The following is a 24,076-nucleotide window of genomic DNA, read 5'->3' on the forward strand; positions in this document are numbered from 1 at the left end:
AAAGGCGCGCGGGCGTTCAGTCGGGTCTCGGCATTTTGGAAAAATTGCTATGCTCAAACATTGCGTTCTGGCCGCCTTCGCGGGCCTTGCCGTCTGTGCGCTTCCCGCAGGCGCGGCCGCGCAGACGCTGCCGAACCAGCTCATCGGCGGGCAAGCTCAGCGCTCCTTGGGCGCATCCTGCTACGCCGACCGCGGCTTCGCGACGTTCCAGCGCAATTTCGCCTCGGCGCCCGCCGCCGGAACGAAAGCGGTGGTCTCTCTCCCGGAAGTCATCGTCAAAACCGCCACGCTGAATGTCGCCTATGACGTCAGCGGCCAGGCGGTTCTGAATTTTTCAACCGCGACCTCCGGCAACATCCGCTTCAAGCAACTCCCCAATGTCAATGACACGATCAAGAATCCCGCATTCAGCAATTATGCCGAGTCCTACAACGCGACGGCGAAGCAACTGACGGTCAGCTTCACAATCGGTTTTCCGAATTGCTCGCTTCCGATCGTCCTCATCCTCGACGCCGTGACCTGAAACAACTGAGTTGGGATATGAAGCAGACCACGCGGAAATCTCTGATCGCGCTCGCTGTTTCCGGCGGCGTCCTGGCGCAGACGACGACCGGGGCGCAAGCACAGTTGTTCTTGGGCGACGTCGCGACCTTCGCCTTTAATTTCTGCCCGCTGGGTTGGGCGGAAGCCAATGGGCAACTCCTGCCGATCGCGCAAAACGACGCGCTCTTCAATCTTCTCGGCACGCAATATGGCGGCGACGGCGTCACGACATTTGCGCTGCCAAACGCCAAAACCGCCGTGACGCTCACGACCGGCGCGACGCTTATCCAATGCGTCTCGCTGCAAGGCGTCTTTCCATCGCGCTTCTAGCGCGCGACAAGGAATGCGAAAATCATGCGCAAATATCTGACGGTCTTCCTTGTCCTCTCCGGCGCCGCCAGCTTCCCGGCGCCGCTCGCGCTGGGGCAGAGCGAGCCCTTTCTCGGACAAATCGCGACCTTCCCTTATAATTTCTGCCCGCGGGGCTGGGCGGCGACGGACGGCCAGCTGATGCCGATCAGTCAGAACACCGCGCTTTTTGCGCTGCTGGGCACGACCTATGGCGGCAACGGCCAGACAACCTTCGCGTTGCCGAACCTGAAAGCCAAGACGACCCTGACGACAGGCGCCGTCCTCGTCTCGTGCATCGCTCTGCAGGGAATCTTCCCCTCGCGGAATTAAAGTTGTTTCCAGCCAACCGCCCGAGCCCGCCTCGTGGAAAGTCGCGTCGGCCGCTCCATCTTCCAGCCGAAGGCCGGAGAGGAGAGCAGGATGCACCTGGGCGACGCGCAATATCTGCCGGTGGCTCCGCCGATCTTTTTTCTGCTCGCTGGCGCCCTCGCGCTTCTGGTGCTTCTCATCCAGCTTCGCATTCTGCAATACGCCTATACGCAGCTTGGCGTCAGCTCGCAGACCGCAGTTTTCCTGCTCATCGCGTCGCTGCTCGGCAGCTATGTGAATATTCCGATTGCGACGCTCGGGAGCGAGCCCTTCGTCAGCGAACGCGAGATCGTCTATTTCGGCATTCCCTATGTCGTTCCGCAATTGTCGCAGCCCGAGGTTGTCCTCGCCGTGAATGTCGGCGGCGCCGTGATCCCGACGCTGCTTTCTTTCTTCCTTCTGTCGAGAAACGCCCTCTGGCTGCGCGGCCTGATCGCGGCCGCCTGCGTCGCCGCGATCACCTACGCCTTCGCCGAGCCCGTGCGCGGCATCGGCATCGCCGTGCCGATTTTCGTCGGTCCGCTTGCGGCGACAATCATCGCCGCCGTCATTTCGTGGCGAAACCTCGCCCCCCTCGCCTATGCGGGCGGGAGTTTGGGCGTGCTCATCGGCGCCGACCTCATGAATTTCGACAAATTGCGGGGCCTCGGCACGCCGGTGCTCTCCATCGGCGGGGCCGGCACGTTCGACGGCATCTTCATGACCGGGGTTCTCTCCGTGCTGCTTGCGAGCCTGATCGGCGGGCGCGCGCAGAGAGCGGAAACTTACGGCGCATCGTGATAGGAAAGACGTAAGCCGAAAATCAAAGGGAAGCGCTTGCGTCTGCCGACCTACTTCATCTCCCATGGCGGCGGGCCCTGGCCCTGGCTCCCCGACTGGCGTCGCCGCTTCGTCAATCTCGAAGCGTCGCTCGCGCGCATGCCGGACGAGATCGGCGAAACGCCGCGAGCCGTGCTGGTGGTCTCCGGCCATTGGGAAGACGCGTCATTCGCCGCAATGTCGGCCCCGCGCCCGCCCATGGTCTATGACTATTTCGGCTTTCCGCCGGAGACCTACGAGATCGTCTACCCCGCCCCCGGCGCGCCGGAACTCGCCGCCCGCGCGGCGGCGCTGATCCGCGAGGCCGGCCTCCCGACGCGCCTCGACGAGACCCGCGGCTTCGATCACGGCGCCTTCGCGCCGCTGTTCGTCATCTATCCGGCGGCCGATGTCCCCGTCTTCCAGCTCTCGCTTCAGTCGGGCTATGATCCCGCCACCCATATGGCCGCAGGCCGAGCGCTCGCGCCCCTACGCGACGAGGGGATCCTCATCGTCGGGTCCGGGCTCAGCTACCACAATCTGCAGCGCTTCGGTCCGGCCGCGCGGGAGCCCTCCGAGGCCTTCGACCAATGGCTGGCGGAAGCCATGGCGGACGCGCCGGAGCGACGCCGGGAGAAGGTGATCGGCTGGGAGGCGGCGCCATATGCGCGCCTCTGTCATCCTAGAGAAGACCATCTCGCGCCGCTCTTCGTCGCCCTTGGCGCCGCCGAGGACGCGCCGGCGACGCGCGTCTATCATGACGCGGGCCTGTTCGGCGGCGTGACCGCATCGAGCTACCGCTTCGGCTAGAAGCGTCCGATCATGGATTTACGGTTGCACATGGGAAGCATTTCGCTCATTCGCCTCGCTGTCGCCGCTCTGGCTTTCGGCCCGCTCGTGACGCAAGCAGCGAGCCGGCCCCTTGCGCCCGCTGCAAGAACACCGAAAAAGACAGCAAATCCCCTGCTCCCCGGCAAGGCGATCGCACCGATAGAGGCGCCCGAAAAGACGCCCGCGACGGGTTGGAGCGGTTTCTATTTTGGCGTGAACGCCGGCGCCGCCAGAAGCGAAACCAATCGCTGACTTCTTGCTGATAGAGATTGCCGCCTGACTGCTTGGACTCGGAGGTTTCCGGCTTGCATATTCTCCTGCTGGGAGGCTCCAACGCCGGCGTGCGGGATGGTTGGGCCGCGCAGTTCGCTGAATTGGCGGCGGGGCATCGCGTCGACAACCGGTTTCTCGGCGCGGTGGGGTCGCTTTACGGGCTGATGGCGCTGATGAAGCTGGAGCGTGAAACAGCGCCTCTGCCCGATCTCATCGTCTTCGAATACTGCCTCAATGACATTCTGCTGCTCGAAGCCGGCGTTTTGCGGCCCGCGCTTATCGCCGACGCGCTCGAAGCGGTGACGGATTTCTGCGCGCGCAAGGGTGTCGGCCTCCTCTACCTCAATCTCGAGCCGCGCCCTCGCGACGGCCGCAAGCAGCAAAGAGCCATTGAGCGCATCAAGAAGCTCTACGAGACGGCCGCGCGTCGTCGAGGCGTCGCGGGCCTGTGGCTGCGCGACATCTTTCCAGAAGGTCTCGCGGCGTCGCACTTTCAGGATGAAAACCATCTTTCCACCGAGGCGGCGGGCCGCGTGACGCGCGCCCTGCTCACCCAGCTTCACGCTCGCGTCCCCGCGCCTGAGCCAAGACAGGAGCAGGCGCCGCGTTTCGATTATGTCGATGCGACGCAAACCTTCGTCCTCGGCCCCTGTGTTCTGCGCGATCTCTCGTCACGCGTCTTCGACGGGCCGTTTCTCGAGATCGCACGCGGGGGAACGAGCTTCTGGCCCGGCGAAGGCTCGCTGGTCGCCCTGATGCTGCAATCGACCGATGCGAGCGGCGTCTACAGCATCCGCGCGGCGGACCGCTCAGTGCGCAAGACGCCGCGCTCGCAGATGCAGGACATTGTGCGCAATCTCATGCTGCTGCATTATGTCGTGGGCGACCTTCCAGCGGACGGCGAAGTCGAAATCGCGATGCCGGAAAACGAAGACGACCTGATGCGCCTGCCGGCGAACAAGGGCGTGCTCGAAGCGCCCGCCCGCGCGCCGTTCGAAGCGCAGACGCTGGCCATTCACGGCGTCATCTTCTGGCGAGACGCATCCTTGCGCGCGCGCCTGCGCGATTTCGTCAGGAGATGTCTCTAAAAACCCCGTAGAGCCGCCTGCCGTCGCAGGATCAAGGACAGATCGACGCCGACCGGGCCATCCGAGCCGATGAGGGATGCGCCGTAGAGAATGGCATTGGCGTTCGTGACGGCGGCGGGCGTCGCGCCGTTGTTCTGCATGTCGTACATCGCCGAAAAACGCGCGATGAACGAGGAGAGCTTCTTTTCGTCCTTGAAGCCGTCGATATCCAGCTTGGCCTTCAACAAGCGCGCTTGCGTATCGACGGGTTGCGCCGAGGTTTTTGGCGAAATGTCGAGTGCGGTCTGAACGACCTCCAGCAGCTTCTTATCGGCGAGCACGCCGTAAATGCTGGTGAGTTGCGGCGCATGTTCGCGAAAATAGAGCGCGAGTTCGACGCCCGGATTCTGCCTGCCCTGCGCCGCCTGCATGGCCTGCTCGACAAATTTGCCCGTGACGGTTTCCGCGAGGCTCGCCGAGACGGCAGCCACGCCCTTGCCCGCATAGTCGAAGGCCCTGGCGAATGCGAGGATATTGGGATTGCGCAGCGTATTCGCCAGCGCATTGGGATTGTCGACGCCCTGTTCCAGGACCTTGCGCATCAGCCCGAGCGCGTAGCTCTTGTCTCCCAGCCCGAAGGCTTTCATGGCGTAGTTGAAGAGGCGCCTGTCCTTCAGGAGAGCGTCGACCGACGTCGCCTGCGAGATTTTCGCCCGAAAATAGGCTGTCTCCGCCGAGACGTCGGGCGCCTTTGCGGCGATGGCGCGCCATCTGGCGAGGTCGTTCGCGACCGAAAGATAAGAGCCGATCGTCGTCATCTGGCGCCCGGATAGCTGGAGCGCATTGCCTCTGGCCGATGCGCTCGAAGGAAGGGCAGGCTACATGCGAGCCGCCCCGAAGGCGCAACGATCCACGCGTCGACATTAAGGAGTTATTTCTTGCAGGACGCGGCGGGCTGGATTGTGAGTTCCTTCATGTCGCCCTTGAGGACGAAATCGCCGTAATCGAGCTTGAGCGCGCGTGAGACGCCGTTTTCGTAAAGGTCGAAAGACAGAATGTAGATCGGCTGACCGTCGCGCTTGCCCGGCTCGAAATAGGAGACGGCGACCCGCCAGCGCTTCACGCCCTTGAGCGCGTCGGCCTGCGCAGCCTTCTCGGTCGCAGGCGTCTCGATCGCCTTGCCGATGACCGTCAGCGTATCGAAAACCTTGTCGCCCTCGCCCGTGCCGTCATAGACGCGGGCCTCCAGAAGGGCCTCCTCCTTGCGCGCGGCCTCGACGATGTGGCGAAGATGCTCGCTCGGAAAAAGCGCTGGTCCGTCAATGTCGAGATGCGTGCGCTTGGGGCGCGACAGATCCACCGCAAGGCGCCCGTCCTTGGCCTTTTGCGCCTTACCGTCGACAGCCTCGGCGGAGGCGTTATCGACCTTCGTCTCGACCTTGAAGCGATAATTCGAAGCGTCCAGCGCTTCGAATGTCGCGGACAGCATGTCCGAGAGCTTCGTCGCGCCCTCGGCGGGCTGAAGCTCCGTGATCTGGCGGAAATTCTGGACATAGCCATCGCAGGAGGCGGAAAAGTCGAAGACGATGCGGCCCCGCGCCTGCGCCGGGGCCTTCGAGCCCGTGGCCTTGTCCAGCGTGAGTTCATAAACGGCGCGGTGGGAAGCCAGCGGCGGCGCCTCCGCCCTGGCCTGGGTCAGCGGAAGGCTCGCGACGAAAGCGACGGCGAAGAGCGCGCGCGTAAAAGTCATGAGACGGAATCACCTGGAAGGAGCTGCGCCGCCATTGCGTCGCGGGAGGGCTGAAATTAGGGTCAGCTCCGCACTGGGGCAAATGTTTTCTGCGCAGTCCGCGCCAAGGCCACGGGAATGCCCCAAGAGGGAAAATATATGTCCAATTCGACGAATGAGACGCCGGCGGCGCGGCTTGCGGCCCTTGGACTCGCTCTGCCGCAGGCGGCCGCCCCGGTCGCGAATTACGTGCCTTATGTTCGGACAGGCAATTTGCTTTTCGTCTCCGGCCAGCTTCCGGTCGGCCCCGGCGGCGTCGACGCGGCGCATAAGGGCAAGCTCGGCGCGGGCGTGTCGCTCGAGGATGGACAGGCGGCGGCGCGCCAGGCGGCGCTGAACGTGCTGGCGCAGGCGAACGCCGCAGTCGGCGATCTTGCAAGGCTCAAAGCCGTTCGCATCGGCGGCTATGTGAACTGCGCGCCCGATTTCGGACCAGTGCCGCAGGTGGTGAACGGAGCCTCCGATCTCTTCGCCGCCGTGCTCGGCGAGAACGGCAAGCATGCGCGCTTCGCCGTCGGCGTCGCGCAGCTTCCGCTGGACGCCGCCGTGGAGGTCGAGGGCATATTCGAGATTATCGATTGAACGAGCGCAGTCTCGATTGGCTGACGGCGCGGCCGATCGCGCATCGCGGCCTGCATGACGTCTCGCGCGGCGTCGTCGAAAACTCGATCGGCGCCGCCCATGCCGCCATCGCCGCGGGTTACGCCATCGAGTGCGACGTGCAGGCGACGCGCGACGGCGACCTCGTCGTTTTCCATGATGAGACGCTCGAAAGATTGACGCATATTCAAGGAAGGGTGGCGGATTTCGACGCCGCGACGCTCGCTGCGACCAGGCTGAAAGGCGCGGGCGAGACCATCCCGACATTCGACGCCTTTCTCGCCGCCATCGACGGAAGAACGCCGCTGGTCGTGGAGCTCAAGAGCAGTTTCGACGGCGACCTGAAGCCGGCGCGGCGCGTGGCCGAAACGCTCGCGCGCTATAACGGCCCCGTCGTCATCGAGAGCTTCGATCCCGCGCCCATCGCCTATTTGCGCGCGGAGGCGCAGGCGCTTGGCGTGGCGCATCTCCCGCTCGGCATGGTGGGCGAAGCGACCTACGACGATCCCTATTGGTCGATGCTGTCGCCCGCGCAGCGCAGCGAGATGACGCATTTCCTGCACTATCCGACGACGCGGCCCGATTTTCTATCGTGGAGCGTCGCCGATTTGCCGCACGCCATTCCCTTCCTCGCACGGGAGGGCCTGCGCATCCCCGTCACGGTCTGGACCGTGCGGGGCGCGGCGCAAGAAGCTGCCGCGAGACAATGGGCGGATCAGATCGTCTTCGAAGGCTTCGCGCCGTCTTGACGCTCACTCCGGCCGCATGATCTCCGTCATATTGAAGTCGGCGCGGCGAGGATCGGCGAAGTCGGTGAAGACGCGCACTCTCAGATTGCCGTTCGCCAAAGAGTTGATGCGAACCGTGCGCGTCGCGAAGCTCTGGCGATAGGTGAGCCGCAGTCCGTCGGCGGTCTGAAAGGCGCCGGTTCGCACGCCCCAGTCGCAGTCGGTTGGATGGCATTTGCCGAAGAGCCGCACGCTGTCCGGGGGCGAGCAGACGGGACGGCCGTTCTGGACCTGATCGCAGCAGCCAACGTCAACTTCCGCCCGCGTCAAGCCGCGCGTCGCGCCGTTGACGGAGACCCAATCGCCGCTCATGGGACTGGTCGCGCAAAGCGCAAAGGCGGCATTCGCTCCAGCAAGAAAAAAGGAGACGAAGGCGCCTGCCTTGATCGGAAAAGGAGAGACACGCATGGCCACGCTCCCAAAAAAATTTCGTTGAAAGCCAACAGCTTGACGCTAACACGCATGAAAAGCGGCGGCAAGGAAGCCTCGCCGCCGCGACTCGCATCAGGCGGGCACGAGATTCCCGTTCGCAGGCGCCCTGCCCTTCACATTTTTCAACTCGACATGGATGTTGTTGTCGCTCGCGGCTTTGATGAAGTCCTCGAGCGTCTCCATGATGTCCTGGTCCATGAAGCTCGCACGCGTGCCGTCGATGACGAGGAAACTGCCCTCCTCAACGCTTCCCAGAATGTCGCGAAGCGGCGCCTTGTGCAGGAACGAAACGTCCTTCTGCATCCGCAGGAGATAGTTCTTGCCGTCGCGCGTCAGCGTGAAAGCTGAATGATAATTGCCGCGCAGGACGAAGAAGAGTCCGCCAGCCATGCCGATCGCCATTCCGCGTAGTAGATCGGTCAGAAGAATGGCCGCGATGGTGATGGCGAATGGCGCAAACTGAGCGAAACCTCTTTCATATTGCTCCATGACGAGCTTCGGATGGGCGAGCTTGTAGCCGGTGACGAGCAGCACGGCCGCGAGGCAGGCCAGCGGGATCATGTTGAGCATCGTAGACAGGAACATCACCGACAGAACGAGCAGCGCGCCATGCACGAGGCTCGCGACCTTGGTATGTGCGCCGGCGTTGATATTGGCCGAACTGCGGACAATCGCCGCCGCGATGGGCAGACCGCCGATCATGCCGCTGATGAAATTGCCGAGCCCCTGCGCCTTCAGTTCCTGATTGGTCGGCGCCGTTCGCTTGAGAGGGTCGAGCTTGTCGACCGCCTCGATGCTCAGCAGCGTCTCCAGACTGCCCACGAGCGCGATCGTCACCGCCGTCACATAAAGATGGAAGTCGCTCAGCAGGCTGAAATCCGGGCGGTGTATTTCAGCGAAAAACTGCGTGGGACCCGCAATTTCCGGCAGCGCCACCAGATGCTGCGGCGCGATGGCGAACCAGGGGAGCACGGACTGGGCGACAATGTTGAAGAGAATGCCGAAAACCACCGCGACGAGCGGACCTGGCACGAGCGAAAGGATGCGATGCTCGCGGATTCGCTGGGTCTCCCAGAAAAGCAGGATTGCGAGCGACGCAAGCGCGACGACGGTGGCGCCGGGCGAGATCGACTGGAACGCAGAGCTCAGAAAGCTGAACTTCGTGTTGCTGTCGTCTTCGAGGAAAGAGAGATCGCTGTCCGCGTCGGCGTCGTAGCCGACCGCATGCGGCAGTTGTTTCATGATGAGCAGGAGGCCGATCGCCGCCAGCATGCCCTTGATGACCGCCGAGGGGAAGTAGGCGGCGATCACGCCCGCGCGAACAAAACCCAGCCCGATCTGGATGAGGCCGGAGAGCGTGACGGCGAGCAGCACGCCGTCAAACCCGAACCTGTCCACCGCGCCCGCGATGATCGTCAGGCTCGCAGCGGGGCCGGAGACGCTGAGCTGCGAGCCGCTGACGATCGACACGACAAGGCCCGCGACGATCCCGGCGATGATGCCCGAAAGAGGCGGCGCGCCGGAGGCGTGGGCGATGCCGAGGCTGAGCGGCAGGGCCACGAGGAACACGACCACGCCAGCGGGGACGTCGTGATCGAGATGGCGTATGTAATAATCGAGATGCTTGCGCAGCACGGCTGAAGTCTCCTGTTCAGTCGGTCCGTTTCGTTCTCTCGTCAAGCGGGGTCGACCAGTTGATAGACAGGATCGATCTTGCTGTCCGGCCCCAGGGTGATGAGTTGCTTCAGCAGGCCGTCGTCCAGCGCATAAACCCAGCCATGCACCATCGGCCGCTGCTCGTTCTTCCAAGCCGTTTGCACGATCGAGGTGTAGGAGAGATGGTTGACCTGCTCGATCACATTGAGCTCCACGAGCCGATTCGCCTTTTCGTCGAAGGAATTGACGCCGTCGAGCTCCTCGCGATGAAGACGGTAGACGTCCTTCACATGTAGCAGCCATTTGTTGAGCAGCGTGAAATCGGAACGCTGATTCGACAGTGCGGCCTTCACGCCACCACAGTTGTAATGACCACAGACGATGATGTGCTTCACCTTCAGCACTTGCACGGCATATTGCACGACGCTGAGACAGTTGAAGTCCGTCGCGATCACCTGATTGGCGATATTGCGGTGCGCAAAGATCAAGCCAGGCTCGGCGTTGACGATGATGTCCGCCGGGACGCGGCTGTCGGCGCAACCGATCCAGAGGAATTCGGGCTGCTGGCCCCGGGCGAGGCTTTCGAAATATTCGGGCTCCAGCCGCTTTTTCTCTTCTGCCCAGGCTTTATTCTCGAGGAGGAGCTTTTCGTAGCTTTTCATTTGAGCCCGCTGATTGGTCATTGGCGCGTTCACCGTCCCGATTTTGGGCGGGATCATAGCAGCCAGAGAGAAAAGTTTCTTCCCCGCCGCGGATGACGCGCCAGGGGCCGGCGACGCCCGTCGACGAAGGGATGCTTCGCCCTAAGCCCGAGGCGGAAGAAACGATTTCCGGGCCCGGCGCTCGGCGGCGGTGAGGCCGCGTCTTCGCCGGGCCCGGCGGGGGGTCTCAATCGCGCCGCGAGGGGGTGCATCCCTCGCGGCGCGCCTGCGAGCGGAACTCAGTTCGACTGCATTTCGGGCGCCCGCCAGAACTGGCCCGAGAGCAGGACGTCCTTGATCGTCATCCGGTCGCCATAGTGTTTGACCGCCAGCACGGGGATGGGAGAGCGGCGAATGACCTCCGACGCCACGCTGCCGAGCAGGATGGTGGCCGCCTTGCTGCGTCCACGGGTGGCGAGCACGATGAGATCGGCGCCCTCCTCTTCCGCCTGCCGCAGCACCGCATCGGCCGCGTGGCTGCTCTCGACATATTTCGGCGTGACGGCGACGCCATCCGTGTCGACCTTGCCGATGAACTTGCGGAAGACGCTTTCCTCCTCGCCGCGAACCAGGGCGTCATGCTCTTCGTAGCGCAGGACGTTCGGATCGAAATAGACGTGGAGCGCCGTCACGCGCGGAACGCGCGCAGCGCGGGCGACGGCGACCGCCTGCGCGATGGCGTCAGCCGACCGATCAGAGAAGTCGATGGGCGACAACACTTTCGAGATCGTCGAGCGGGCGCCCTCGGGGGCCATCCATACCGAGCAATGCGTGATCAAGGCGAGGCGCGTCGCGAGCGAGCGCTGGCCCGAACGAGTCTTGCGATGTCCCAGCAGGATCAGATCCGCATGCCTCGCCAGCGTGAAGCGCACCAGCGCGTCGAGGCGGCTGCCGTCGTCCACGGCCTCGAAGGTGACTTTGCGGTTGCGATTCGCCTTGGGGAACCAGGGCTCGACCCTCTCGGCCATGGCGCGCGTGACCTCGGGAGTCGGACGCCCGTGCGAAATATGCACGAAGTGCAGATCGCGGATCACGCCGATATCGGCGAGGTAAGCCGCATAGCTCAGAAGGTCCTGGTCCTCGTCGGAGAGCGCCAGAGGAATGGCGACATTGTTGAACACGCCCGGCCGATAGATTTCGGCGCCTTGCGTCGCCGTACCGGCGCCGGCGAGGACCGGCTTGCGAGCCTCCACGGGCTTATCTAGGAAGCGACGCGCGACGAAATAGAGGACCAGCGCCGACAGGACGCCCGTCAGAAAGTCCGTCATCGGAACCATCACCGCCGTGAAGACCATGAGGCCGGCATGGAAGCGATTATGGTTCAGGACTTCCTTGATCTCCGAGACCTTGATCATGTTGGAGGCGACCCAGAGCAGGATGCCGCCAATGCAGGCCATCGGGACCATTTCGAGATAGTCGGCGATGAAATAGGCGAGCGACAGCTTCAGGAAGCCCTTGAAATAGCCGGCGAGCGGCGTGATGGCGCCCGCCTTGATGCTGGTCGCGGTGCGCGCCAGCGCGCCGGTGCAGGGGAAGCCATTGACCATCGGCGTGATGACCTGCACCAGGCCCTGGCCCCAGAACTCCTTGTCGGGATTGAAGGGCGTGCCGCGATTGTCAGCCATACGGTCGGCCATCGACGAGCACAGAAGGCTCTCGACGCCCGACACGAAGACGATCGCGAGAACATAGTAGAAGATGTCGAACAGCACCCCGCCGCTCATCGCCGGCAGGACGGGCGGCGTGAACACGAAGAAGTTGTTCGGGATCGTGCCGTAGATGTCTCGCACCACGACGATGCCCTTATCGGACAAAACCGTCGCCGCCAGAGCCGTGCAGGCGGCGATGGCGAGCGCGGGAGCGGGGATGAAGATCGAGATGCGCAGGAGGATCTTCGTCAGGGCGAAAGTCATTAGCCCGAGCACGACCGCCCAAAGGTTGATCTTGTGGAGGTTGTCGACGAAGGTGGAGACAGTCGCCCCCAGGCCGCCCAGGAAGTTGGCGTTTTCGCCGATGAGTTCGCTGAAGTCGCGGATACCCAGCACGGATTCGATGTTGGACGCGGCGATGGCGACGGCGATGCCGGCGGTGAAGCCGACGACGATCGAATTCGGCACCAGCTTGGCGTATTTGCCCAATCCGAAAAGGCCCATGCCCATCAGAACCACGCCGGCTATGATGGAAACGAGCACCAGGAAGCCGTGCGCCTCCGAGAAGGTGCCGCCGCCCGCTTCGCCATATTTCTTCACAAGGCCGGCGATCACCGGGATGAAGGCCGCGGTCGGGCCGTAGACCTGGTACTTCGAGCCGCCGAAGGTGCGGCCGACCACGCAGGCCAGCGCGCCGGCGATGATGCCCTGCTCAGGGCGCAGGCCCATCGCCATGGAGAAGCCCATGGCCATCGGGATGGCGGTCAGCGCGACGATCAGGCCGGCGCTGAAATCACGATAGGTCGTCTGGACCCATGTCGCCGGCTTCAGATCTTCGAACCGGCTGTCCCACAGAGTCATGAAGAGTTTGAAGCGGCCGCGGATGGTGTCGGGCTGCGACGGTGATTGCGACGGTGGCCGCGGCACGGGCCGCGCCGGTGCGGAAATCTTCAGTTCAGCGACGTCCATTTAGCATCTCGCCTGTTTGAATTGGACTTTCCGAGCTTTCCGTCGGGGAACGCGGCGCGAATTCGACTGCCCGACCGAGGGGCGGCGCAGACAAAATCCATCCTGGCTTCCGCGGGGGCGTTCCCGTGGGCTCGAACGCGGGCAGCGAAAAAATGTTTCTGGAGTGTTTCGCTGCGACGCTCGTCTTACCCTAAAAAGCTCAAGCGGTCACAAGCTATCTGGCCTTCCGGCCCTCACAAATATCCATTTGGAGCAAAGTTCGTGGCGCCACCGTGACAGATTGCAAAGAATCCGACATTGCGCGGAAAAAAATGGACATAAAGCAGAAATGTTTTTTCAGCTGCTGCAAAGCTCTCGCCAGACCTGCGGCAGCGTTGCAATAACGTCGTCGGCGATCAGTCCGGGGCCGAACAGCTCCGCCGCCCGCGCATGCATCCAGGCGGCGCAGGAAGCGGCGAGAAATCCGTCCATCCTCTGCGCGAGGAGGCCGGCGACGATGCCGGTCAGGACGTCGCCCGACCCGGCGGTCGCAAGCCAGGGGCTGGCCCATGTCACAATGGACGCGCGGCCGTCTGGCGCCGCGACGACCGTGTCCGGCCCCTTGTAAAGAACCACGGCGCCGCTCACCCGCGCGGCGTCGCGGGCCTTGTCGAGCTTCGAGCGCAAGGCGCGGTCGCCATCGCATTCGGCGAAAAGTCGGGCGAATTCTCCAGCGTGCGGCGTCATCACCACCGGCCCGGGCGCCGCGCGCGTCGCGCGCCATAGCCGGAAGGGGTCGCTCTCGAAACTCGTCAGGGCGTCGGCGTCGAGCACGGCGGCGCGGCGATAGGCCTGCGGCGTCAGCGCGACCTCCACCTGCCGGCAGCTTTGTTCCGAAACGCCGAGGCCGGGACCGATCGCGACGGCGTTCTTGCGCTCGTCGGCGAGCACGACGGCGAGTCCCTCGGCCCCGTCGGCGGGACGCACCATGACGGAAGTGAGCGCGCTGGCGTTCACCGGCAGCGCGTCTCTGGGGCTCGCAAGCGTCACGAGCCCCGCCCCCGCGCGCAGGGCGGCGGCCGCGGAGAGCCGCGCAGCGCCGGTGAAAGAGGCCTCGCCCGAAACGACGAGCGCATGACCTCGCGTATATTTGTGGCCCTCGACCTTGGGGCGCGGCAGCGCGGGGAGCCACAGCTCCGGCGCATTGACGAAGGTCTTCACCTCCATCGACTCGAGCGTCGTCGGCCGGATGCCGATATGGGCGCAGGTGAGCTTGCCGCAGCGCGTGCGGCCGGGCAGCAGGAGATGGCCCGTCTTCACGCGAAAGAAGGTGACGGTTTCGTCCGCCTCGACCGCAGCGCCGCGAATTGCGCCGGTGGTTCCGTCGACGCCGCTTGGAATATCGACGCTGACGACGCTCTGCTTGGTTTCGCGCCGCCATTGATTGAGGCGATTGACCAGCGCCTGCGCGGCCGGATCGAGATCGCGCGCGAGGCCCGTGCCGAACAGCGCGTCTATGACGAGATCGACGCCGTGGAAGTCGCAGTCATGCGCGGAAATCAGCGTCCCAGTCCAGCCCGCCGCCGCGCGCGCCGCGTCCCCGCGAAGCTGATCGGGCGGGGTGAGCGAGGCGACGCGAACCTTGTAGCGCTGGGCCCTGAGCAGCCGCGCGGCCACATAACCGTCGCCGCCATTGTTTCCCGGTCCGCAAAGGACGAGCACGCGACGCCCGCTCGTGCGCTGCAGAATGCGGCTGACGACGCGGGCGAGGGCGACGGCGGCGTTTTCCATCAGCTCCATGCCGGGCACGCCGCTCTCGATCGTCATGCGATCGGCGCGGGCCATCTGGTCGGTGGTGAGGACTTCGAGCGGGAAAGGACTGAGCGGCATGGGCGCGATGGTGGCCGAAGGCGACGGCTGGCGCAATGGGCGGCGCCTATGATTGGCGCAGAAGCGCGTTTATTCGGCGCCGCATTCCGTCGCGCATTCGTTTCGGCTATGCATCGTCACATGCTGACAGCCATTCTCCTCGCTTACGACGCCCCGGCCCGGCCGCTGCGCCGGGACGCGATCACGCGCAGCCTCGCCTCGCTGGTCGAGGCCTGCGTTCAGGGCCTCGTGGCCGACGCCGTGCTCGTCGGCGCGCCGGGGAGCGGCCTGGAGAGAATCGCCGACGAAGCCGGCTGCATGCTCGTCGAGGCGATGCGCAAGGAAGAGGGCCTGACGCAGGCGCTCGACATTGCGCGCCAGGAGACGGCCTTGCTGCTGCTCGCCGGGAACGCCATCGAGCGCGGCTTTATCGAGGAAGTGGACGACGCCTTCGCCTATGGCGCAGCCGAACGCGCATTCGTCCTGCGCGCGGCGCCGTCGAGCCTCGTGACGCGACTCGCGCCGAATTTGGCCGAGCCGGTCGGGCTCATCGCGCGCAAGAACGCGCTACGCGCGGCGCAAAGCGGCGATCTGAAGAAGCTGGCGAAGCGCCTGCGCTGCGCAGAGTTGAAGAGCAGCGCGCGCCGGACGTTCTGATTTCGATACGGTGGGAAGCCGTCACGGCAAGGAGCGCAGCGACGAAGCAATCCAGAGTCGTATGACGCTCTGGATCGCTTCGCTACGCTCGTAATGACGGCCGTCAATCACCGATTGAAGGTATTGCAGTCGTCGATGCGGCCGCTCTTCAGGCCGCGCAGCAGCCATTCCGTACGCTGCGCCGAAGACCCGTGCGTGAAGCTGTCGGGTACGACATAGCCGCGCTGCGCTTTTTGCAGACGATCGTCGCCGATGGCCTGCGCGGAGGCGACGGCCTTCTCGATGTCGCCTTCTTCGAGGAAGCGGCTGCGGGCGTTACCGTTATTGGCCCAAACGCCGGCGAGGCAGTCGGCCATCAGCTCGACGCGGACCGACAGATTGTTCGCCTCGGCGCGGCTGCCGGCGCGGGCCTGCGCGCGCTGCACCTTGGGCAGGATGCCGAGCAGGTTCTCGATGTGATGTCCCATCTCGTGCGAAATCACATAGGCGTAGGCGAAATCGCCGCCGCCGCCGAAGCGCTGCTTCATGTCGCGGAAGAAGGACGTGTCGAGATAGATGCGCTGATCGAGCGGGCAGTAGAACGGCCCCATCGCCGATTGCGCCGCGCCGCAGCGGGATTGAGTCGCGCCGTCGAACAGGACAAGGCGCGGCGCCTTGAACTGGATGCCTTCCTGCTGCGGCAGAATCGCCGACCAGACCTCCTCGTTGGAGCCGAGCACCTTCGCCACGAACTGGCCCATCTGATCGGTCGGCTGCGTGGTCTCGCGCGGCCGGTCCTCGCGCACCACCTGTCCGCCGCCGCGCATCTTGCCGAGCATTTCCGCGCCGCCGATAAGCAAAGCGGGATTGATGCCGAGCGCGTAGCCGATGATGCCCAGAATCACCATTGTGCCGAGGCCGATGCCGCCGCCGCCCATGCTGGGACCGCCGCCGAACATGCCGCCGCCTTCTTCGCCGCGGCGGTCCTCGACGTTTTCGGACGTTTGTAGATCTTCCCACTTCATTTTGGCTGGCTCCGCTCGCGCCGTAGCTTGGCTTGATCTGCGATATTTAATCGACCTTGCACGCGAAGTGTAGGCGCCCGCACGCGGCCGGCGAACCGCCGCAACGGCGAAGCGACAAACCTCGCGCTTCCGGGACGTTAACAAAAGATTTACAAGCTAGGCCGTTCTGGCCCGGCTCCGGGCCGATCATGGGGCTGAAAACATGGTTTCAAAAGATAAAGCGTTACATTTAGTTCTGGCGCTCGCCTTCTTGCTGGCCGCGGCCGCTCCCGTCCGGGCGCAGGATGCGCAGGGCTCGATCTACGAGCCGCTCGTCGATCGCGACGCCAGGGGCTTCAAGGAAAAGAAATACGCCAAGGATCTCGCCTTCTGCCAGAATCGCGCGGCCCCGCAGGAAAGCGCCGCGCGCGCAGGCGCCGCTCAGGCGCAGGCGGGAGCCCAGCAGGCGGCGGCCGGGGCGGCCCTGGCCGCGGCGGGCAGCGTCGCGCGTTACATGCCAGTGCCCGGCCTCGGCGCGGCCAACGGCCTTTGGGCGGGCGGCAGCGCGGCGGACGTCGCCGGCAATATGGTGGGCGCTTCGGGCGCCGCGCAGGGCGCCCAGGGCGCGGCCACGGCGGAGATGGCGGCTTCCGACTACCGTCTGGTCATCGACCGCTGCCTGGAGCGCCGGGGCTACGTGCTTCTGCGCTGATGAAAGCGAGGGCGCGTTACGGCGCGCCCCATTCCTGCGGCCATTCCTGCCGCAGCCGCCCGCCGAGCCGCACGGGCGCGATCATGCTCGCGAGCCCGTCGCCGCCGACCTCCACCGCCACGCCGCACAAAGTTGCCTCGCCATTGGCCGGCTCGTAGCGAGAGCCCGGCGTCTTGCGGATGAAGCGGCGCAGGGGCTCTTCCTTTTCCATGCCGATGACGGAATCGTAATCGCCGGTCATCCCGGCGTCGGTGAGATAGGCCGTGCCGCCGGGCAGGATCTGTGCATCGGCGGTGGGGACATGGGTGTGCGTGCCGACGACAAGCGAGGCGCGGCCGTCGACGAAATGGCCCATAGCCATCTTTTCGCTGGAGGTTTCCGCATGCATGTCGACGACGACGGCGTCGCAGGCGACGCCCAGCGGACAGGCGCCAAGTTCCTTCTCCATCGCCGCGAAGGGATCGTCGATCGCGTCCATGAAGACCCGGCCCATCGGATTGACGACCAGCACCTGCTGGCCCCGCGCCGCGGTGAAGAGATTGGCTCCCCTGCCCGGCGTGCCGGGCGGATAGTTGATCGGCCGCAGGAGGCGCGGCTGTCGCTCGATGAAGACGAGCGTCTCGCGCTGGTCGAAGGCGTGATTTCCGAGAGTCACGCAATCGACGCCCGCGTTGACCATCTCCTCGCAAATGGCCTCCGTGATGCCGAAGCCCCCCGCGGAATTCTCGCCGTTGCAGACGATGAAATCGAGCGCCCATTTCTCGCGCAGGCGCGGGACGTAGCGGGTCACCGCCGCCCGGCCGGAGCGGCCGAGCACGTCGCCGATGAAGAGAATGCGCAGGGGTTGCTGAGTGGATAGAGAAGCGGACATTCGCCTTATTAGCGCGCGGCGCGGCCGGAAACAAAGCGGGTTGAGGGAAACGCCGAATTTTGAGCCTCGAGGCGACCCCGCTCTTTTTCATCTTGCGTGGCGCCGGCCGGCCCGGAAACATCCCAAGTTAACAGAGCTGTGGCCGCCAGGTCACAGTTGGTTTTGAAACGGCTTTGTTCATGCCCGTTCGCGTTGACTATGCAACTCCAACTGCGGTTTCTTCGCAGAGGGTGATTTGTTGATCACTTTTCGCAGCTCAAATCAGGGGCTATCCAATGAAGAAACTCGCTCTTTCGGTCGCCGCGCTTGCGGTGTCCGCTGGTGCCGCCCTCGCGGCCGACCTTCCCTCGCGCAAGGGCCCGCCGGTCCTTCCCCCGCCGCCCCCGCCGCCCCCGATGTGGACCGGCTTCTATGTCGGTCTGAACGCTGGTGGCACCTGGGCCAACAGCACGGCGATCACGACCGCCGCCGCTCCCTTCTTCGCCAATCCGGCGCTGGGAGGGTCCGAACCGTCCGCATTCCTGGCGGGGCTGTCCGCCAACTCGGTTGGCAACACGAACGCCAGCGGCTTCATCGGCGGCGGCCAGATCGGCTACAACTACCAGTTCTACAACAGCTTCGTTGTTGGCATTGAGGCCGACATCCAGGGCATCGCCGGAAGCTCGAATTCGTCGAATACGTTCGGCGCCGCGGGCGACGGCACGCGTTCCTACTTCACCTTCGGGCAGGTCCGCAGCAACCTCGACTATCTCGGCACGGTGCGCGGCCGCCTTGGCTGGCTCGCTATGCCGACCTTGCTGATCTACGGCACGGGCGGTCTCGCTTATGGCGGTGTGAGTCTCAACTCGGCCTATGTCTCGACGCGCGACCCGGTGGCCTTCACGCTCGTGCCTTTCTTCGGCGGCGCGGCCTTTTCCGATACGCGGGTAGGCTGGACGGCAGGCGGCGGCGTCGAATGGATGTTCATGCCGAACTGGTCCGCCAAGGTCGAGTATCTGTATTACGATCTCGGCACTGTCAGTACAAACTCGGCGGCGGTTCAGCTCAATGGCGCGGGCGTGCCATTCGTCGGCTACGCCGCCCAGACGTCGCATCGCTATGACGGCAACATTGTCCGCGCGGGCCTGAACTATCACTTCAACTGGGGCGCTCCGGCTCCGGTCGTCGCGAAGTACTAATCGGGACTCATCGTCTCAAATCAAGAAGCCCGGCCCGAACGGCCGGGCTTTTTCGTTGGTTGGACGAAGCCCAAGCTCCAAATGGCCTTCCTTCGCCCGCTGTTGACGGCCCAGCCTCGCCCCGCCCATATGAACGAATCGTTACAGGCGCGGGCGCCGAACATGCAAGATCGCTATTCAACCGAGCGCCTTGGTCTTATGTAACAGGATCCGTGAAACGAGCCTCCCGAGACATGTCCAAAGCTGACGCCAGCCCTCTCGCCCCGACGCGGCCAGACGCGCCGGCGCGGCCTTATGTCGTGTTCGAGGACGGACGCGAGGGCGGCCGGGCGTTGCTCTTCGACGAGCCGGAAGAGATCATCGTCGCGCGCGAGCCAAGCGAGGCCCGGGACGCCTTCGCCCGCATGGAGGCGGCGACAAAGCGCGGGCTCTACCTCGCCGGCTACGCCAGCTACGAACTCGGCTATGCGCTCGAGCCGAAATTCTGGGCCCAGACGACGCCGCGCGCGCGTACGCCGCTATTGCTTTTCGGCGCCTTCCAGGCGCCCAAGCCCTGGAACCTTCCCCCGGCGGAGGCCGCCGCGCCCTATATTCCGCTGACCCCGGCCTGGTCGGAAGCCGAATACGCCGAGCGTTTCCGGGCCTGTATCGACTATATCTTCGCGGGCGACGTCTATCAGATCAATCTGACCTTCCCGCTGTATGGCCGCTACGACGGCGACCCGCTCGCTCTCTATCGGGGCCTGCGCAAGCGCCAGCCCGTGGCCTATGGCGGCGTCGTGGCGCTTGGCGAGGAGACGGTCGTCTCGCTCTCGCCGGAGGTGTTTTTCGAGGCGCATGGTCGGCACATTCGCGCGCGGCCGATGAAGGGAACGGCGCAGCGGGGCGTGATGCCGACCGAGGACATGGCCCGGGCGCAATATCTCGTCGAGGACGAGAAGTCGCGCGCCGAGAATCTCATGATCGTCGATCTGCTGCGCAACGATCTCTCGCGGCTCGCGGAAGTCGGCTCGGTGAAGGTCACGGACCTTTTCACGATCCAGACCTATCCGACGCTGCACCAGATGACCTCGGGGATCGAGGCGCGGCTGCGGGACGACGTGACGCTCGCGGATCTTTTTACCGGCCTCTTCCCCTGCGGCTCCGTGACGGGCGCCCCGAAGATCCGCGCCATGGAGATCATCCGCGATCTCGAATGCGCGGCGCGCGGCGTTTATTGCGGCTCTCTCGGCCTCATCGCGCCTGACGGCGACATCCGCTTCAACGTCGCGATCCGCACGCTGACGCTCTTCCCCGACAACGAACTCGTCTGCAATGTCGGCTCGGCCGTCGTCGCCGATTCGCGCGCCGCTCAAGAGTACGAGGAATGTCTGATCAAAGCGCGCTTCCTGACCGGGACGAAGACTTCGGGCTGATCGAGACCCTGCTCTGGACCCGGGAGGAGGGCTACGCCCTGCTCCCCGAGCATCTCGCCCGCCTCGCCGCGTCGAGCGCGGCGCTGGGTTTTCGTCATGACGCCGGGAAGGTGAAGGCGGCGCTCGAAGGCGCTGTTTCACAATCTATCGCGAACGCTTCCCCCTCTCCCGCCGAGCGGCTGCGCGTTCGCCTCGTTCTCTCCCGCGACGGCGCAATTGACGTGACGAAGACGCCGATCGACCCCGTTCCGCCCGAAACCGTCTGGCGCGTCGCGCTCGCGGAGCGTCGATTCAACTCGTCCGATCCCCTGCTGCGTCACAAGACAACCCGGCGCGCCCTCTATGAGGACGAACTCGCGCGCGCCGTGCAGCGGCAAGGCGCAGATGAAGTATTGTTTCTTAACGAGCGTGGCGAGCTTTGCGAAAGCGCGCGCTGCAATCTCTTCGTTCCAGCGGAAGGAACCCTGCTGACGCCGCCGCTTTCCTGCGGATTGCTGGCCGGAACGCTGCGTGCGGCGCTGTTGCACCAAGGTCGCGCCAAAGAAAGGGTATTAGCTTTTGCTGATCTCACGCCCGACTTTTATCTCGGCAATTCGGTTCGGGGCCTCGTGCCGGCGCGGATGATCGGTTAGCCTCACCTTAACCACGCCGTCAACGTAGAGGATTTTTTTGGAAATTTACCTTTTGCTTTAACGCGCTCCTTAACCGGGCGCGACCAAAGCTAGGCCTGCAACTTCAGCGCGTGAGAATTCGACATGCACGCTTTGACGCAAATGGCCGCGGCGCATCCCTTCGCAGCCGCCTGGGTCGCCCTCGCCATCTGGCTTTGGATTGAAATCTACGCGCGCACGGGCGGCGGCCGGCGCCGCAGGGCCGCGCGTTTCCACATCAAGTCTGACCAGGCTTGAGCCGGTAGAAAATGTGCCGCCCGATCATGTCCATGCGCGTCAGCGCGCGGGCCCAGCGCGGTTTGACGTAGGTCGCGTGATAGTGGGTCGACCGGCCGACTTCCGTGAGATAGGTGCGGCCGTCCATCACCTCGTTTGCGATACGCACCGCCGTCGCCCATGACTCCTGCTCCGTGATGCGGAGCGACTTGCCCTCGCAGGCGAAGGAGAACTGGCAGGCCTTGTAGTGGCTGCGGTTCTGATAGACGACCCCGCAGATCGACGTCGGATAAAGTCCGCTCTGCACGCGATTGAGCACGACCTGCGCGACCGCCGCCTGCCCCGCCTCCGGCTCGCTGCGCGATTCGAAATAGACCGCCTCCGCGAGGCAACGCCGCTCGCGATCCATATTGTCGCGATCGATGAGCGCGGCGTAATCGGGCCGCGGGGCGCTCTTGTCGGGCGCGCCGAGGGCGAGCGTCGCGCGCGGGAAAGACGAGACTTCAATCGGGATCGCGTCGGGCTGCGCCGGCGTCGAGGAGCCGAGCGCGATGGCGCGCGACACTTGCGGCGTCGCGCCGTGCAGCGCGCGTTCTTCCAGCGCCTGATAGGTCGGTTCGCGCGACGGCTCGTTCGCCCGCGTCGTGGCGCTCGACGCGCTTTGCGACGGCGAGGCGACGGCTTTCGCCTTCTGCGTCTGCGTCGTCGTCAAAGCCTCGGCGCGCGCCTCTTCCGCCTCATAAATGGCCTCGTCGCCCGGCACGGAGCCACGCGGCGCGAGCGCTACGCTCGTGCGCGACGCGCTCCTGCCGTCAATTCGGAAGGTCAGGCGCGTGGGCTCTGCGAGGCCAAGGACGGACGGATTGATGACGCGGGTCTCGAAGCTCGGCCGCATCGCGACGATGGGATCGCCCTTATGCGTGCGGTCCACTTCCGGGAAGTGCTTCACGTCGGGCTTCAGTTCGACATGCGGCTCGCGCTCGTCGGGAATGGAGCGCAGATCGTCAGGCGCGCCGACCATCAGCCGCGCGCTTTGCACCAGCGCCCGGCTCTGGCCGGAAAGGCCGAGCTCGCCGGTGGCGATCTCGCCGAAGGACGCGAGCTGCAACGTGGCGGGAGCCGCCGTCGCGCGGGCGCGGGCGGTGAGCGGCGAGACGTTCCAGTCGCCGGTCGCATCCTGCCCCGCGCTCGCGGTGAAGGAGACGAGAACCCCGACGCCGAGCGCCCACGGAGCCATCACGCTGAGGACCCAAGGGGCCCTGACTCCAAAAACCGAACGCGCTTTCGACTGACGACGCATAAGCCTGCCTGGATCCCACGCTGACATTTGCGGGGCCGAGGCGGCTCCCGACTGCGACAATTTCGTGATTGTGATTATCAGCCCATTAGGCTTGCCGAACTGTTGCAGCGCCGGCGCTGCTGGCGTGCCAGAATGAGGCGCCCGCGCTGGTTGCGTGCGGCCGCGCACGGCGGCTCGCCGGCATTTGCAGTTCAGCTAGCCAGGATAAGCGCAGCAAACCAGGGGACAGACGATGGCGCGCAGCTTCATGAAAAATCTCACGCGCGATCTCGAGGCGCCGATCGAGACGCGTGGATTTGGCACGGGGTGGTTCGCTGGCTTTTTCGGCCTGCTCTTTTCCGGCGTGGCGCTCTGCTTCGTCGTGGCGACGCGATGGCCGGGGTTGTTCTCGACGCCGGAACTCGCTGCGACGGAAGGTAATCTCGTCTTCAACGTCGTGGTTCAGCTCCTGCTGGTCATCGGCTACGCTCTCGCTCTACTTTCCCTGATGCTGCGGCCGCGCAAGGCCATCGGTTTCTCGGCCCTCGTCGTCGCTTTGGCGGCGAGCCTCCTTGCGAGCTTCGATCCATCGCCCGCGCGCATGGGCGTCTTTTTCGGCGTCGATTTCTTCGCCGTGAATCTCATGGCGACGGGACTGATGTTTGCGCCGCTGGAACGGCTCTTCCCGCATCGGCGCGAACAACGTCTGTTTCGGGTCGAATGGCGCGAGGACCTTTTTTACTTCCTCGTCAGCTCGATGATGGTGCAGCTATTGACCTTCCTTGCGCTGGCGCCCTCGCAGGTCGTGAACGCGTCGACCGGCGCGCTCGCCCAGTTCCGCGCCGCGGTCGGAGCGCAGCCCTTCGCGCTGCAACTCATCGAGGCGATGTTCCTCACTGACCTTGTCCAATACTGGTTTCACCGCGCGTTCCACCGCATTCCGTTCCTCTGGGGCTTCCATGCGGTGCATCACTCGGCGCCGTCGATGGACTGGCTCGCCGGCGCGCGGATGCATTTCATCGAAATCGCCCTGCTGCGCGGCGTGACCGCCCTGCCCTTGCTGACGCTCGGCTTCTCGCCCGCGGCGATGCAGACCTATATCGGGCTCGTCTATGTCTATTCGTCGCTGGTGCACGCCAATCTGAAGGGCGATTTCAACCTGCTCGGCCAGTTCCTCGTGACGCCGCGCTTTCACCACTGGCATCACGGGCTGGAGGAGGAAGCGATCGACGTGAATTTCGCGATCCATTTCCCCTGGCTCGACCGGCTCTTCGGCACCTATCACTTCCCGCCGTCGCGCTGGCCGAATGCCTATGGCGTGCCGGAGAAGGTTCCGGAGGGGTACGGGGCGCAGTTCATGTATCCGTTTAGGCGGCGGGGTTAGGCCCCCTTCCCAACCCTCCCCCGCTATGCGGGAGAGGGGGCAGATT

Annotated in this window: 26 protein-coding genes; 16 read left to right on the forward strand and 10 right to left on the reverse strand. The window is 64.7% G+C overall.

The window, feature by feature from the left end; all coding sequences use genetic code 11:
- Window positions 1–49: 49 nt before the first annotated feature.
- Genes ACPFMJ_RS07450 through ACPFMJ_RS07480 form a run of 7 tightly spaced genes read left to right on the forward strand, consistent with a single transcriptional unit; the run spans window position 50 to window position 4,253 of the window.
- Window positions 50–523: a hypothetical protein gene (locus tag ACPFMJ_RS07450; protein ID WP_424363183.1), complete on the forward strand. Its 474-nt coding sequence runs from the start codon at window positions 50–52 to the stop codon at window positions 521–523.
- A gap of 17 nt (window positions 524–540) precedes the next feature.
- Entirely contained in the window at window positions 541–873 is a 333-nt protein-coding gene (locus ACPFMJ_RS07455; protein ID WP_424363184.1) for a phage tail protein, read from the forward strand.
- A gap of 24 nt (window positions 874–897) precedes the next feature.
- On the forward strand, window positions 898–1,224 hold the full coding sequence (locus ACPFMJ_RS07460) for a phage tail protein (RefSeq protein ID WP_424363185.1): 327 nt from the start codon (window positions 898–900) through the stop codon (window positions 1,222–1,224).
- Between the two features lie 33 nt (window positions 1,225–1,257).
- Window positions 1,258–2,043, forward strand: coding sequence for a DUF1614 domain-containing protein (locus tag ACPFMJ_RS07465; RefSeq protein WP_424363186.1), 786 nt, complete (start codon window positions 1,258–1,260; stop codon window positions 2,041–2,043).
- A 36-nt stretch (window positions 2,044–2,079) separates the two neighbouring features.
- Window positions 2,080–2,871, forward strand: coding sequence for a DODA-type extradiol aromatic ring-opening family dioxygenase (locus ACPFMJ_RS07470; protein WP_424363187.1), 792 nt, complete (start codon window positions 2,080–2,082; stop codon window positions 2,869–2,871).
- Window positions 2,872–2,883: 12 nt separating this feature from the next.
- Complete coding sequence (locus tag ACPFMJ_RS07475) at window positions 2,884–3,144, forward strand: hypothetical protein (protein ID WP_424363188.1); 261 nt, start codon at window positions 2,884–2,886, stop codon at window positions 3,142–3,144.
- Window positions 3,145–3,197: 53 nt separating this feature from the next.
- Window positions 3,198–4,253 (forward strand): hypothetical protein, encoded by a 1,056-nt coding sequence (locus ACPFMJ_RS07480; protein WP_424363189.1) that lies wholly within the window; start codon window positions 3,198–3,200, stop codon window positions 4,251–4,253.
- On the opposite strand, the gene ACPFMJ_RS07485 is transcribed toward ACPFMJ_RS07480, so the two are convergent.
- Both ACPFMJ_RS07485 and ACPFMJ_RS07490 read right to left on the reverse strand, forming a co-directional pair.
- Window positions 4,250–5,050 carry a DUF1217 domain-containing protein gene (locus ACPFMJ_RS07485; RefSeq protein ID WP_424363190.1) on the reverse strand — a complete coding sequence of 267 codons (801 nt, stop codon included), beginning with the start codon at window positions 5,048–5,050 and terminating at the stop codon, window positions 4,250–4,252. The two genes, ACPFMJ_RS07480 and ACPFMJ_RS07485, sit on opposite strands and share 4 nt — an antisense overlap.
- Window positions 5,051–5,163: 113 nt before the next feature.
- A complete protein-coding gene (locus tag ACPFMJ_RS07490) occupies window positions 5,164–5,982 on the reverse strand; it encodes a cell envelope integrity EipB family protein (protein WP_424363191.1) in 819 nt (272 codons plus the stop codon).
- Between the two features lie 138 nt (window positions 5,983–6,120).
- Here ACPFMJ_RS07490 and ACPFMJ_RS07495 point away from each other — a divergent pair, with 138 nt between their 5' ends.
- A complete protein-coding gene (locus tag ACPFMJ_RS07495; protein WP_424363192.1) occupies window positions 6,121–6,603 on the forward strand; it encodes a RidA family protein in 483 nt (160 codons plus the stop codon).
- Window positions 6,600–7,370 (forward strand): glycerophosphodiester phosphodiesterase family protein, encoded by a 771-nt coding sequence (locus ACPFMJ_RS07500; protein WP_424363193.1) that lies wholly within the window; start codon window positions 6,600–6,602, stop codon window positions 7,368–7,370. The genes ACPFMJ_RS07495 and ACPFMJ_RS07500 overlap by 4 nt, the downstream gene beginning before the upstream one ends.
- Window positions 7,371–7,373: 3 nt before the next feature.
- Here the strand turns inward: ACPFMJ_RS07500 and ACPFMJ_RS07505 are convergent, their stop codons facing one another.
- From ACPFMJ_RS07505 to ACPFMJ_RS07525, 5 genes are all read right to left on the reverse strand, one after another.
- A complete protein-coding gene (locus ACPFMJ_RS07505; protein WP_424363194.1) occupies window positions 7,374–7,817 on the reverse strand; it encodes a hypothetical protein in 444 nt (147 codons plus the stop codon).
- A 96-nt stretch (window positions 7,818–7,913) separates the two neighbouring features.
- A complete protein-coding gene (locus ACPFMJ_RS07510) occupies window positions 7,914–9,476 on the reverse strand; it encodes a SulP family inorganic anion transporter (RefSeq protein WP_424363195.1) in 1,563 nt (520 codons plus the stop codon).
- A gap of 41 nt (window positions 9,477–9,517) precedes the next feature.
- Complete coding sequence (locus ACPFMJ_RS07515) at window positions 9,518–10,159, reverse strand: carbonic anhydrase (protein WP_424363196.1); 642 nt, start codon at window positions 10,157–10,159, stop codon at window positions 9,518–9,520.
- A 278-nt stretch (window positions 10,160–10,437) separates the two neighbouring features.
- On the reverse strand, window positions 10,438–12,816 hold the full coding sequence (locus ACPFMJ_RS07520; protein WP_424363197.1) for a SulP family inorganic anion transporter: 2,379 nt from the start codon (window positions 12,814–12,816) through the stop codon (window positions 10,438–10,440).
- A 336-nt stretch (window positions 12,817–13,152) separates the two neighbouring features.
- Complete coding sequence (locus tag ACPFMJ_RS07525; protein ID WP_424363811.1) at window positions 13,153–14,685, reverse strand: NAD(P)H-hydrate dehydratase; 1,533 nt, start codon at window positions 14,683–14,685, stop codon at window positions 13,153–13,155.
- Between the two features lie 120 nt (window positions 14,686–14,805).
- Here ACPFMJ_RS07525 and ACPFMJ_RS07530 point away from each other — a divergent pair, with 120 nt between their 5' ends.
- Window positions 14,806–15,321 carry a transposase gene (locus tag ACPFMJ_RS07530; protein ID WP_424363198.1) on the forward strand — a complete coding sequence of 172 codons (516 nt, stop codon included), beginning with the start codon at window positions 14,806–14,808 and terminating at the stop codon, window positions 15,319–15,321.
- A gap of 107 nt (window positions 15,322–15,428) precedes the next feature.
- Here the strand turns inward: ACPFMJ_RS07530 and ypfJ are convergent, their stop codons facing one another.
- On the reverse strand, window positions 15,429–16,325 hold the full coding sequence (gene ypfJ / locus ACPFMJ_RS07535) for a KPN_02809 family neutral zinc metallopeptidase (RefSeq protein ID WP_424363199.1): 897 nt from the start codon (window positions 16,323–16,325) through the stop codon (window positions 15,429–15,431).
- A gap of 250 nt (window positions 16,326–16,575) precedes the next feature.
- Between ypfJ and ACPFMJ_RS07540 the strand changes: the two genes are divergently transcribed.
- A complete protein-coding gene (locus tag ACPFMJ_RS07540; protein ID WP_424363200.1) occupies window positions 16,576–17,016 on the forward strand; it encodes a hypothetical protein in 441 nt (146 codons plus the stop codon).
- A 16-nt stretch (window positions 17,017–17,032) separates the two neighbouring features.
- Here the strand turns inward: ACPFMJ_RS07540 and ACPFMJ_RS07545 are convergent, their stop codons facing one another.
- A complete protein-coding gene (locus ACPFMJ_RS07545) occupies window positions 17,033–17,857 on the reverse strand; it encodes a TIGR00282 family metallophosphoesterase (protein ID WP_424363812.1) in 825 nt (274 codons plus the stop codon).
- 305 nt (window positions 17,858–18,162) lie between these two features.
- Between ACPFMJ_RS07545 and ACPFMJ_RS07550 the strand changes: the two genes are divergently transcribed.
- From ACPFMJ_RS07550 to ACPFMJ_RS07565, 4 genes are all read left to right on the forward strand, one after another.
- Complete coding sequence (locus tag ACPFMJ_RS07550; RefSeq protein WP_424363201.1) at window positions 18,163–19,065, forward strand: outer membrane protein; 903 nt, start codon at window positions 18,163–18,165, stop codon at window positions 19,063–19,065.
- A 233-nt stretch (window positions 19,066–19,298) separates the two neighbouring features.
- A complete protein-coding gene (locus ACPFMJ_RS07555; protein ID WP_424363202.1) occupies window positions 19,299–20,480 on the forward strand; it encodes an aminodeoxychorismate synthase component I in 1,182 nt (393 codons plus the stop codon).
- Window positions 20,432–21,112: an aminotransferase class IV gene (locus tag ACPFMJ_RS07560; RefSeq protein ID WP_424363203.1), complete on the forward strand. Its 681-nt coding sequence runs from the start codon at window positions 20,432–20,434 to the stop codon at window positions 21,110–21,112. The genes ACPFMJ_RS07555 and ACPFMJ_RS07560 overlap by 49 nt, the downstream gene beginning before the upstream one ends.
- A 123-nt stretch (window positions 21,113–21,235) precedes the next feature.
- Window positions 21,236–21,388 (forward strand): hypothetical protein, encoded by a 153-nt coding sequence (locus ACPFMJ_RS07565; protein ID WP_424363204.1) that lies wholly within the window; start codon window positions 21,236–21,238, stop codon window positions 21,386–21,388.
- On the opposite strand, the gene ACPFMJ_RS07570 is transcribed toward ACPFMJ_RS07565, so the two are convergent.
- Window positions 21,369–22,604, reverse strand: coding sequence for a cell wall hydrolase (locus ACPFMJ_RS07570; RefSeq protein ID WP_424363813.1), 1,236 nt, complete (start codon window positions 22,602–22,604; stop codon window positions 21,369–21,371). The two genes, ACPFMJ_RS07565 and ACPFMJ_RS07570, sit on opposite strands and share 20 nt — an antisense overlap.
- Before the next feature lie 310 nt (window positions 22,605–22,914).
- Here ACPFMJ_RS07570 and ACPFMJ_RS07575 point away from each other — a divergent pair, with 310 nt between their 5' ends.
- Complete coding sequence (locus ACPFMJ_RS07575) at window positions 22,915–24,030, forward strand: sterol desaturase family protein (protein WP_424363205.1); 1,116 nt, start codon at window positions 22,915–22,917, stop codon at window positions 24,028–24,030.
- Window positions 24,031–24,076 lie beyond the last annotated feature (46 nt).

This window comes from Methylocystis parvus, assembly GCF_049675845.1.
Classification (GTDB): domain Bacteria; phylum Pseudomonadota; class Alphaproteobacteria; order Rhizobiales; family Beijerinckiaceae; genus Methylocystis; species Methylocystis parvus_A.

Excerpts from the sequence above, each read along its gene's own strand:
- ACPFMJ_RS07450 (WP_424363183.1), top strand. The coding sequence starts at position 50 with ATGCTCAAACATTGCGTTCTGGCCGCCTTCGCGGGCCTTGCCGTCTGT.
- ACPFMJ_RS07455 (WP_424363184.1), top strand. The coding sequence starts at position 541 with ATGAAGCAGACCACGCGGAAATCTCTGATCGCGCTCGCTGTTTCCGGC.
- ACPFMJ_RS07460 (WP_424363185.1), top strand. The coding sequence starts at position 898 with ATGCGCAAATATCTGACGGTCTTCCTTGTCCTCTCCGGCGCCGCCAGC.
- ACPFMJ_RS07475 (WP_424363188.1), top strand. The coding sequence starts at position 2,884 with ATGGATTTACGGTTGCACATGGGAAGCATTTCGCTCATTCGCCTCGCT.
- ACPFMJ_RS07485 (WP_424363190.1), bottom strand. The coding sequence starts at position 5,050 with ATGACGACGATCGGCTCTTATCTTTCGGTCGCGAACGACCTCGCCAGA.
- ACPFMJ_RS07490 (WP_424363191.1), bottom strand. The coding sequence starts at position 5,982 with ATGACTTTTACGCGCGCGCTCTTCGCCGTCGCTTTCGTCGCGAGCCTT.
- ACPFMJ_RS07495 (WP_424363192.1), top strand. The coding sequence starts at position 6,121 with ATGTCCAATTCGACGAATGAGACGCCGGCGGCGCGGCTTGCGGCCCTT.
- ACPFMJ_RS07505 (WP_424363194.1), bottom strand. The coding sequence starts at position 7,817 with ATGCGTGTCTCTCCTTTTCCGATCAAGGCAGGCGCCTTCGTCTCCTTT.
- ACPFMJ_RS07515 (WP_424363196.1), bottom strand. The coding sequence starts at position 10,159 with ATGAAAAGCTACGAAAAGCTCCTCCTCGAGAATAAAGCCTGGGCAGAA.
- ACPFMJ_RS07520 (WP_424363197.1), bottom strand. The coding sequence starts at position 12,816 with ATGGACGTCGCTGAACTGAAGATTTCCGCACCGGCGCGGCCCGTGCCG.
- ACPFMJ_RS07525 (WP_424363811.1), bottom strand. The coding sequence starts at position 14,685 with ATGCCGCTCAGTCCTTTCCCGCTCGAAGTCCTCACCACCGACCAGATG.
- ACPFMJ_RS07530 (WP_424363198.1), top strand. The coding sequence starts at position 14,806 with ATGCTGACAGCCATTCTCCTCGCTTACGACGCCCCGGCCCGGCCGCTG.
- ypfJ (WP_424363199.1), bottom strand. The coding sequence starts at position 16,325 with ATGAAGTGGGAAGATCTACAAACGTCCGAAAACGTCGAGGACCGCCGC.
- ACPFMJ_RS07550 (WP_424363201.1), top strand. The coding sequence starts at position 18,163 with ATGAAGAAACTCGCTCTTTCGGTCGCCGCGCTTGCGGTGTCCGCTGGT.
- ACPFMJ_RS07555 (WP_424363202.1), top strand. The coding sequence starts at position 19,299 with ATGTCCAAAGCTGACGCCAGCCCTCTCGCCCCGACGCGGCCAGACGCG.
- ACPFMJ_RS07560 (WP_424363203.1), top strand. The coding sequence starts at position 20,432 with ATGTCTGATCAAAGCGCGCTTCCTGACCGGGACGAAGACTTCGGGCTG.
- ACPFMJ_RS07565 (WP_424363204.1), top strand. The coding sequence starts at position 21,236 with ATGCACGCTTTGACGCAAATGGCCGCGGCGCATCCCTTCGCAGCCGCC.
- ACPFMJ_RS07570 (WP_424363813.1), bottom strand. The coding sequence starts at position 22,604 with ATGGCTCCGTGGGCGCTCGGCGTCGGGGTTCTCGTCTCCTTCACCGCG.
- ACPFMJ_RS07575 (WP_424363205.1), top strand. The coding sequence starts at position 22,915 with ATGAAAAATCTCACGCGCGATCTCGAGGCGCCGATCGAGACGCGTGGA.